Origin of the sequence: Lysobacter cavernae (assembly GCF_042648505.1) — a bacterium.
GTDB lineage: Bacteria > Pseudomonadota > Gammaproteobacteria > Xanthomonadales > Xanthomonadaceae > Lysobacter_L > Lysobacter_L cavernae.
In genome coordinates this window covers 1-8,597 of sequence record NZ_JBHRXK010000016.1, presented here as the reverse complement: position 1 = coordinate 8,597, position 8,597 = coordinate 1, and the positions used below count along the sequence as shown (strand labels likewise).

Genomic DNA, 8,597 nt, shown 5'->3' with positions numbered 1-8,597 from the left:
TTGCGGTCAAAGCCGCGGAACATCTCAGCCAGTTGCGCCCTAACAATTCATTCAAGCCGAAGCCGCTTCGCGGCTCGGCTTAATTCAGGCGTTAGGGGGCGTTTGAAATGGCGCAGCAATCTGTCGGATCGAAAACAAAGCGAGTGCTGCTTCATGTGGCCCGCGCCATCCTCGCTCTGCTGGCCGTGTTGTGGACACTATCGCTGCTCAACGTGTTCATGGTTGTCTTTGGCACTCCGGGCTACTTTCAGGAGCATTGGCTGAGAGTCTGCCTTGCCGTTGCCATCGTCTTTCTTCCTGCATGGGGCTACATCAAGCTCACAGAGATCGCTGCGCGTCCTCGCCCAGAGCAAAGCACGCCCGCTCAGACACGGAGCAAGCCCGGCCGGATTCTAGGCACCCCACATAAGCGCGCATGGTTTCTTGTGTTTGTTGTCGGGCTTGTTCTTATCGGCGGTGCTTACATCACTTTTGAGCTTCAACATTCCTACTCAAGCTTTGCCAAGGCAGTCTTTGATCGCCCCGGCCGCTACATTGGCTACAAAACCGCCACTTACCTTGGCATCTCCTTTGCTGTTGCAGGGCTGTTCTTTTCTGTTCTGTATGATTCAACACTAGGCCGGGTGATCGCCTGGGTCCGGCATGGATCTGGCGACGCCCACTAACAATTCGTTCAAGCCGAAACCGCTTCGTTACACCAAAGGCATGACAGGAAAAGCTTGCCATGCCTTTGGCTCCACTACGCGGTTCGGCTTAACTCAGGCGTTATACGGTGGTGCAAAAACATTGCCGTGGTTTTTCCTACGGCAACGCTGTCGTGTCTTCGACGGTCGGCGCCGGTCAGCAATCCTCCCGATTCCGGCAATCGTGCAGCTCCCGGCTCCGCCACTCGTGTTGCCGGCCTGCGGTGCTCCTGTTCTCGGCGGCTCCGGTCACTTCCCGCCGCAAGCCGTCCGGGCAAAGCCTCCTCGCCGTGCGTGCTAGTGTGCCGGCTGGCGCGGGGTGCTCTGGGGTTGGGGCTGTCAGTTTGCTGGCTCCATCAGCACCGCCGTATAACAAGTCATTCAAGCCGAAGCCGCTTCGCGGCTCGGCTTAATTCCAGCGTTAGGCCCCGGCACCTGGCATTTCAGCAGTTTGGATTTTGCGGCTGAGAGTTCATCGCAAAAGCCCGTCGCCCGATCATTGTTTCCCGCAGGCGCCCCGCCGCCCGCTTTCGCGCACGGCTGCATTCACAACCCCATCGCACGTCACGTCGCCCGCTACGCGCGCGGCTCGTTCTCGCAAAATGGCTTTTCCGGCGTCTCGCAGCTAGCCGTTTCAAGTCGTTGGCGGTGTTACAGTTCCGGTCGCGGGCTCGGCGCAACCGGCCGGGCCCTAACAGTTCATTCAAGCCGAAGCCGCTTCGCGGCTCGGCTTAATTCAGGCGTTAGGCCCCGATGTTCGAGTCCACGTCCATCGTCGCATGAAGAACCCGAACGATCAGCAACTCGTCCTCACTCGGCTGCTTGTAATAGATCACGTGCGCCCCATGAGGGAACTTCCGGTAGCCTTCTCGGATCTCGTCGCAAGCCCTTCCCATTAAGGGATTCTTCGCCAGCGAGCGAAAGACTTGATCTACTTCCTTCAAGTACGCATTGCGCTGCCGCACACCCCATCGGCTCTGTGTAAACCGCGCGATCGATCTTAGGTCTGCCTGCGCTGACCTGGTGAGATCAAAGTGCCTCACTGCTGCTCAGAGTCCAGCTCTGCAATGAGCGACTCATAGCTATACTTGGCTCGCCCGCTGCGTTCACCGGCAATTAGCGCGTTCCGTAGAACTTCCAACTTGCTTTCGGTAGTCTCAAGCAAACGCAGCCCGGCCCGGACAACTTCGCTGGCAGAGCCGTACCGACCGCTGTCTACTTGGCCCGAGATGAACTGCTCAAAATGATCACCCAGGCTGACGCTAGTGTTCCTGGCCATGACGCCCTCCTCTACTCGTACCAAATTTTGGTACAATAATCGGCGTATGTCAATCGGGGCCTAACAATTCGTTCAAGCCGAACTTGCTTCGTTCCGGCAAAGGTATGCCAGAAAAGCTTGCCATACCTTTGCCTCCACTACGCAAGTCGACTTAACTCAGGCGTTAGAGCCCGCAGGAAATTGCGATGAGTTCTGAAACAATTGAGGAAGTACGCAGCCTCTTCGAGCTAGCTGAGCGGGAGACTGATCCAGAGCGCAAGTTCACTGCCCTGGAGGAGGCGCTGGATCTGACTGATGACCTACGGGGAGATCCTGCGGTTGACCCTGCGGTTCTTGGCGTTGCCAACAATCTTCGGCAATCTCACCTGCGCCGCTTGTTAGGTCAGTTGGTGGCCATGCATCACGTGGAAATGGATACATGGTTCAACTACATCAAGCTTCTGCTGCTCCGCGTTGTGCCGGAAGTTGAGGCCGTTCTCGCCAAGGACTCAACGTTGCGGGAAAGCTACGTCACCTTCAAGAATCTGTGGAAAGATGAGCTACTCAAGATGCTGCAACAAGCTTGAGGCGGGCTCTAACAATTCGTTCAAGCCGAACTTGCTTCGTTACACCAAACACATGGCAGAAAAAGCTTGCCATGTGTTTGGCTCCACTACGCAAGTCGGCTTAACTCAGGCGTTAGGGCCCATGAGAAAGTTCACCGCAATCCTGATTTCTTCTCTTGCGGCAATTGCAGTTCAACCATTTGTTTTCATTGCATCGTTCGGCATCCCACTAGCCATAGCAGGCGACCTATCTTCGCTTGCGGATGTTGCTCGCTACTCCTTCTTCCCGGCGCTTTTTGCCATTCCATTCGTGCTTTTCGTTGGGATCCCAGCAACCCTAATACTTGTCCACTTCGGCAAACTTCGCTGGTGGCTGCTTGCTTTTATCGGGTTTATTGCTGCCGCGGCTCCTATTGCTTTTTCAGGCCCAGGTGGGAGCCCGGGCTATTCCTCTGGTGGCAATTGGCACGGCAAATACGTCGATCTTGTCATCAACGGCGAGCCCACTCTCTACGGCTGGCTCAATCACCTTGAGTCCATCTTCTTTTTTGGGCTCCATGGGCTGGTAGGCGCTACTGTCTTTTATGTGCTGTGGCGTCGTAGCATGGGCCCTAACAATTCATTCAAGCCGAACCCGCTTCGCGGGTCGGCTTAATTCAGGCGTTAGGCCGCACCAAAACCTGTTCCATCGCTGGCTTTGGTTTCGGCGGGTTGTTCGGGGTTGTGACTTCATCGCTTCGTCCGGCATGGCGCATCAAGCGTTCCGGGTAAAGCGCCGTTTCGGGGGAACGGTTCGGTCATCGGCTTGCGGGCCGTTCCGCTGGTAGTCTTTCGGTAAGGCCACAGTCGGTCAGTTCACGGGTTGGCTGCGGCCTAACAGTTCATTCAAGCCGAACCCGCTTCGCGGCTTCGGCACTCTGCCGCTGCTGGGTGTCGCGTTGCTTCGCCAACCGTCACGTTGCGGGTCGGCTTAATTCAGGCGTTAGACCACTATGACAAACACTTCCGCTGACACACAAAGCAACCCAGAGGGCGAGTTCATCTCAACCCTCATCTCTCCCGACGATTACGCGCGCCAAGTCAATCAAGTCGCCACCGTCTGGTCCAATCAGCTCCGATACATTCGTCGCAAAGAGCTCGCACTCCAACCGTTCGGTGTGGAGATCATCCCTATGAGTGCGGTAAAGCATGTCACCTATCGGCAAGAGCTCGCGGTCGCACCGTTTGTGCTCGGCGCTCTGTGCCTAGCAATTGTTGCACTCGTTCTCGTTGCGCCAATTCCTGGAGGCACCCGGATTCCCGTTGGCGCGCTTGCGCTGGCCGGTTTTGCCGGCTACACGTGGACTCGCGGCATAAAGCGGCACCGCCTAGACTTTGCACTCTCCAACCGCACTCTCACTTGGCGGTCTAAAGCTGGAGATTTCAACGTATACACAGCCAGTGTCGCAAAGGTGGCCGCTTTCGCTCGTCAGTCTGGGCTGCTGTCTTCAAGCTCCCAGCTTCCTGGCTAGTGGTCTAACAATTCATTCAAGCCGAAACCGCTTCGCGGTTCGGCTTAATTCAGGCGTTAGGGGGCTAGTTGTGCAATTTCATAGATTCATTTTCTTTTTTGTACTGCTCTGTGTCGCATCCTTTTTCGCGGACGAACTTTTATATCAAGCACTGTTCGCGCTGGGCACTGACGATCGCGGCGTCCACAACCCGACACTTATAGATTTTGCAAGCCTAATCTCTGGCTTTTTGCTCTGGACGGTTCCGGCGCTCTTCGTTGGCTGGAACGCTCCGGCAAGACCCATCAGGGCTGCGCTCTTGCTTGGTGGCCCGCTAGTGTTGGTTTTTCACGCGTACTCGGCATACGTACATGATCCCAACACTTATCACTACCAAGAGTGGCTTACGCTGACTCCAGTTCGCGCGCTTATCTCGCTCATCAACTTCTGCTTTGTTGCCTGTACGGGTGCAATACTGAGACGCGACCGCGGGGCGCCCCCTAACAATTCATTCAAGCCGAAGCCGCTTCGCGGCTCGGCTTAATTCAGGCGTTAGGGGGCTAGTTGTGCAATTTCATAGATTCATTTTCTTTTTTGTACTGCTCTGTGTCGCATCCTTTTTCGCGGACGAACTTTTATATCAAGCACTGTTCGCGCTGGGCACTGACGATCGCGGCGTGCACAACCCGACACTTATAGATTTTGCAAGCCTAATCTCTGGCTTTTTGCTCTGGACGGTTCCGGCGCTCTTCGTTGGTTGGAACGCTCCGGCAAGACCCATCAGGGCCGCGCTCTTGCTTGGTGGCCCGCTAGTGTTGGTTTTTCACGCGTACTCGGCATACGTACATGATCCCAACACTTATCACTACCAAGAGTGGCTTACGCTGACTCCAGTTCGCGCGCTTATCTCGCTCATCAACTTCTGCTTTGTTGCCTGTACGGGTGCAATACTGAGACGCGACCGCGGGGCGCCCCTAACAATTCATTCAAGCCGAAGCCGCTTCGCGGCTCGGCTTAATTCAGGCGTTAGGCCGCTAATCATGCACATGACTCGTCGCGATTTCATTGCAATAGCTGGGGCGTCCGCGGTGGCTGCTGTCATTCCCGGTTGTGCTTCACTGAAAGGAACAACAAACATGTACGGTCTGATCGGAAAGATGAGGGTTGTGCCAGGGCAACGCGACGCATTGATCTCCATCCTCATTGAGGGCGTCAGTGGCATGCCGGGTTGCCTTAGCTACATAGTCGCGCAAGACCCGACTGATCCTGATGCCATCTGGGTAACTGAGGTATGGGACAGTCAAGAGAGCCATCAGGCTTCTTTGTCGCTGCCTTCAGTTCAACAAGCCATTTCGCGCGGCAAACCGCTCATTGCAGGCTTCGGCGAACGATTCGAGACTAAGCCCATTGGTGGTCATGGGCTTGCGGCTCCCGGCAACGCGGCCTAACAATTCATTCAAGCCGAAGCCGCTTCGCGGCTCGGCTTAATTCAGGCGTTAGGCCCCACATGAAAAATTTCGTAAATGCCCAAACTTGGTCCGCCTCACTCCCGGACGGCTGGACACACTCCTCCGATAATGAGTGCATTACTTTCGTTGGTCCCGAAGATATCGGCGCATTGCAAATCAGTAGTTACAAGAAGGACCAATTGGTCAAAGATCAGGATCTGACTGATTTCGCTGAAGACCATCTAGAGGCCGGGGCACGCCCAACAACGGTCACCTTCGGCAAGTACACGGGATTTCGCATTGCGTTCGCCGTTGACGACTTCTTCTGGCAACTGTGGTATTTGCGGCAAGACTCTCAGATGCTTTTTGTTTCATATAACTGCCCCATCGCTGATCGCACACATGAAGACCGCGAGGTTCTTGAGCTACTATCAAGCTTGGCACCGCAGGGTGGGGCCTAACAATTCGTTCAAGCCGAACTTGCTTCGTTACGGCAAAGGCATGGCAGGAAAAGCTTGCCATGCCTTTGCCTCCACTACGCAAGTCGGCTTAACTCAGGCGTTAGGCTGCTTGGAGAGTCCATTGCAATCCGAGTATCGATTCGAGCTACTGGACGGCTGTCTGTGCAAAGTAGACACAGCGACCGGCCAGACAATCGCGCGCCACGAGCCTATTGGCACATCAATTGTTCAGGCGTTCCCCGTCGGTTCCAATGTTGTCGTGCGTGAGGATTACTATGAGTTTCCTCGCGGCCAATCCAACGTCTACTGCCTGGCAGATAACTTTGATTTGGTTTGGTCTGCTGAGCTGCCTTGGCAAAATGACGTTTACGCAAACCCCGTGATTCCTACGCCAGAGGGCTTCCTTTCGTGCGCATCATGGGACGGCATGAGCTGCACACTCAATCCTGAGACCGGCCGCATCCTCAAAAAGGTGTTCACCAAGTGACCGGCACGCAGCCTAACAATTCATTCAAGCCGAAGCCGCTTCGCGGCTCGGCTTAATTCAAGCGTTAGGCCGCTGCTCAAAGCGCTGTTGTGTGTTGTTGTGCATCCCTTGAGCGCTCGCCGTCTTTCGCTCCGCCGACCTTGGCGTTTGTTCTGTCGCCGCTGCAACCTCATCGGCTGCGGACAGTGCCGTTGACCTGTCGCCAGGATGCGCCCAAAGGTTCTCGAGTCGCTGCCGGACAGTCTTTCGGCCACGTCACGCGGACAGTTCGCTAAGGGGCGCCCGTGATCCTCGGCTTTCGGACGGTAAAACCGGCTTCGGATCGTATGTTGCAGTGCGCTCCCGCGCCCGATTGCTTGGCGGTTTGATACTCTGCGGCCTAACAATTCATTCAAGCCGAAGCCGCTTCGCGGCTCGGCTTAATTCAGGCGTTAGGCGGTGCTGCGGCAAGCATTGTTGTCGTTGCTCCTTCGGCCACATTGCTGCGATCGTCAACGGTCGGCTCCGGTTAGCAGTCCTCAGTCCGTCGCGATCGTCGCCGGCATCGCTTCGCCGCTCGCACTTGCGCATTGTGGTGCTCCGCTTGTCGGCGGCTTCGGTGACACCACGCATCCGGCGTTCCGGGTAAGGCCACAGGCGTTGGGGTTCCGGACACCAGCGCCGCCCGCTACGCGCGCGGCTCACCACGTCGCAACTCGGTGCCGGTCAAGGCCATCTCACGCCACCCGCTTCGCGCGTGGCTTCCGTCACCGACGCTTGTTGGGCCGGGCTTCGGGTACATTGTGGGCGGCGGCGGTGAGTCGGTCGGCTGGGTTTCTCGGGCAGTCACCGCCTAACAATTCATTCAAGCCGAAGCCGCTTCGCGGCTCGGCTTAATTCAAGCGTTAGGCGGCAGAAGGAGAGTACGACATGGGTGAGTGGTCAGATTTCTTTGAAGACTTCCCGGAGGAGAATCCGGCGAACTGGGTCAATGGCGTTTATGTCGGGCCAAACGGCGCTCAGTTGCATCGCGACCATCAAGCAAAGGTTGAGGCCGCACGCGCCAACGTGGCTGTAGAGCAAGCTCGCCTTGACTCCACAATTGCCAAGATTATTGCTGCCGGCAAAGAGCGTCAGAGACTCAAAGAGAACGGCGGCTAATCGTCGGCTGCCGCCTAACAATTCGTTCAAGCCGAAACCGCTTCGTTCCAGCAAAATGCGGCACTGAAAAGCGTGCCACATTTTGCTTCCACTACGCGGTTCGGCTTAACTCAGGCGTTAGGCCCCACATGAAAAATTTCGTAAGCACCCAAACTTGGTCCGCCTCACTCCCGGACGGCTGGACACACTCCGCCGATGATGAGTGCATTACTTTCGTTGGTCCCGAAGATATCGGCGCATTGCAGATCAGCAGCTACAAGAAGGACCAATTGGTCAAAGATCAGGATCTGGCTGATTTCGCTGAAGATCATCTAGAGGCCGGGGCACGCCCAACAACGGTCACCTTCGGCAAGTACACGGGATTTCGCATTGCGTTCGCCGTTGACGACTCCTTTTGGCAGCAGTGGTATTTGCGGCAAGACTCTCAGATGCTTTTTGTTTCATATAACTGTCCCATCGCAGATCGCACGCATGAAAACCGCGAGATTCTTGAGCTACTATCAAGCTTGGCACCGCAGGGTGGGGCCTAACAATTCGTTCAAGCCGAACTTGCTTCGTTACGGCAAAAGCGTGGCAGAAAAAGCTTGCCACGCTTTTTCCTCCACTACGCAAGTCGGCTTAACTCAGGCGTTATACGGTGGTGCAAAAACATTGCCGTGGTTTTTCCTTCGGCAACGCTGTCATGTCTGCGGCGGCCGGCTCCGGTCAGCAATCCTTCCGGTTCTGGCCATCGTGCAGCGCTCGGCTCCGCCACTCGTGTGGCCAGGTTTCGGTGCTCCCGCTCTCGGTGGCTTCGGCTACTTCACCGCCGCAAGCTGTCCGGGCAAAGCCTCCGCGCCGTGCGTGTTAGTGTGCCGGCTGGCGCGGGGTGCTCTGGGGTCGGGGCTGTCAGTTTGCCGACTCCATCAGCACCGCCGTATAACAAGTCATTCAAGCCGAAACCGCTTCGCGGTTCGGCTTAATTCCAGCGTTAGGCCGCACCAAAATCTGTTCCATCGCGGGCTTGGGCTTCGGCGGGTTGTTCGGGGTTTTGATTGCATCGCTTCGTCCGGCATGGCGCATCA

The 8,597-nt window shown here is 56.2% G+C and carries 10 protein-coding genes; 8 read left to right on the top strand and 2 right to left on the bottom strand.

Annotated features, from left to right (window positions below; all coding sequences use genetic code 11):
* The first annotated feature begins 107 nt into the window (after positions 1-107).
* Positions 108-665 (top strand): hypothetical protein, encoded by a 558-nt coding sequence (locus tag ACFOLC_RS15950; RefSeq protein ID WP_386760257.1) that lies wholly within the window; start codon positions 108-110, stop codon positions 663-665.
* A 761-nt stretch (positions 666-1,426) separates the two neighbouring features.
* Here the strand turns inward: ACFOLC_RS15950 and ACFOLC_RS15945 are convergent.
* Together ACFOLC_RS15945 and ACFOLC_RS15940 are read right to left on the bottom strand one after the other, a co-directional pair.
* Complete coding sequence (locus ACFOLC_RS15945; protein WP_386760256.1) at positions 1,427-1,726, bottom strand: type II toxin-antitoxin system RelE/ParE family toxin; 300 nt, start codon at positions 1,724-1,726, stop codon at positions 1,427-1,429.
* Positions 1,723-1,962: a type II toxin-antitoxin system ParD family antitoxin gene (locus ACFOLC_RS15940; protein WP_386760255.1), complete on the bottom strand. Its 240-nt coding sequence runs from the start codon at positions 1,960-1,962 to the stop codon at positions 1,723-1,725. The genes ACFOLC_RS15945 and ACFOLC_RS15940 overlap by 4 nt, the downstream gene beginning before the upstream one ends.
* Before the next feature lie 185 nt (positions 1,963-2,147).
* On the opposite strand from ACFOLC_RS15940, the gene ACFOLC_RS15935 reads away from it, so the two are divergent.
* The 7 genes from ACFOLC_RS15935 (at position 2,148) to ACFOLC_RS15905 (ending at position 8,063) form a co-directional block, all read left to right on the top strand.
* Positions 2,148-2,528: a hypothetical protein gene (locus ACFOLC_RS15935; protein ID WP_386760254.1), complete on the top strand. Its 381-nt coding sequence runs from the start codon at positions 2,148-2,150 to the stop codon at positions 2,526-2,528.
* A gap of 121 nt (positions 2,529-2,649) precedes the next feature.
* Complete coding sequence (locus ACFOLC_RS15930) at positions 2,650-3,162, top strand: hypothetical protein (RefSeq protein WP_386760253.1); 513 nt, start codon at positions 2,650-2,652, stop codon at positions 3,160-3,162.
* Between the two features lie 1,971 nt (positions 3,163-5,133).
* Positions 5,134-5,445 (top strand): putative quinol monooxygenase, encoded by a 312-nt coding sequence (locus tag ACFOLC_RS15925; RefSeq protein WP_386760252.1) that lies wholly within the window; start codon positions 5,134-5,136, stop codon positions 5,443-5,445.
* 59 nt (positions 5,446-5,504) lie between these two features.
* A complete protein-coding gene (locus ACFOLC_RS15920) occupies positions 5,505-5,906 on the top strand; it encodes a hypothetical protein (protein WP_386760251.1) in 402 nt (133 codons plus the stop codon).
* A complete protein-coding gene (locus ACFOLC_RS15915) occupies positions 5,848-6,393 on the top strand; it encodes a hypothetical protein (protein ID WP_386760250.1) in 546 nt (181 codons plus the stop codon). The genes ACFOLC_RS15920 and ACFOLC_RS15915 overlap by 59 nt, the downstream gene beginning before the upstream one ends.
* A 909-nt stretch (positions 6,394-7,302) precedes the next feature.
* Positions 7,303-7,533 (top strand): hypothetical protein, encoded by a 231-nt coding sequence (locus ACFOLC_RS15910; protein ID WP_386760249.1) that lies wholly within the window; start codon positions 7,303-7,305, stop codon positions 7,531-7,533.
* A 128-nt stretch (positions 7,534-7,661) separates the two neighbouring features.
* A complete protein-coding gene (locus tag ACFOLC_RS15905; RefSeq protein ID WP_386760248.1) occupies positions 7,662-8,063 on the top strand; it encodes a hypothetical protein in 402 nt (133 codons plus the stop codon).
* Positions 8,064-8,597: the final 534 nt, after the last annotated feature.

What these genes read in the sequence shown, in the direction of transcription:
- ACFOLC_RS15950 (WP_386760257.1), top strand. Translation starts at nt 108, where the DNA reads ATGGCGCAGCAATCTGTCGGATCGAAAACAAAGCGAGTGCTGCTTCAT.
- ACFOLC_RS15940 (WP_386760255.1), bottom strand. Translation starts at nt 1,962, where the DNA reads ATGGCCAGGAACACTAGCGTCAGCCTGGGTGATCATTTTGAGCAGTTC.
- ACFOLC_RS15935 (WP_386760254.1), top strand. Translation starts at nt 2,148, where the DNA reads ATGAGTTCTGAAACAATTGAGGAAGTACGCAGCCTCTTCGAGCTAGCT.
- ACFOLC_RS15930 (WP_386760253.1), top strand. Translation starts at nt 2,650, where the DNA reads ATGAGAAAGTTCACCGCAATCCTGATTTCTTCTCTTGCGGCAATTGCA.
- ACFOLC_RS15925 (WP_386760252.1), top strand. Translation starts at nt 5,134, where the DNA reads ATGTACGGTCTGATCGGAAAGATGAGGGTTGTGCCAGGGCAACGCGAC.
- ACFOLC_RS15920 (WP_386760251.1), top strand. Translation starts at nt 5,505, where the DNA reads ATGAAAAATTTCGTAAATGCCCAAACTTGGTCCGCCTCACTCCCGGAC.
- ACFOLC_RS15915 (WP_386760250.1), top strand. Translation starts at nt 5,848, where the DNA reads ATGAAGACCGCGAGGTTCTTGAGCTACTATCAAGCTTGGCACCGCAGG.
- ACFOLC_RS15910 (WP_386760249.1), top strand. Translation starts at nt 7,303, where the DNA reads ATGGGTGAGTGGTCAGATTTCTTTGAAGACTTCCCGGAGGAGAATCCG.
- ACFOLC_RS15905 (WP_386760248.1), top strand. Translation starts at nt 7,662, where the DNA reads ATGAAAAATTTCGTAAGCACCCAAACTTGGTCCGCCTCACTCCCGGAC.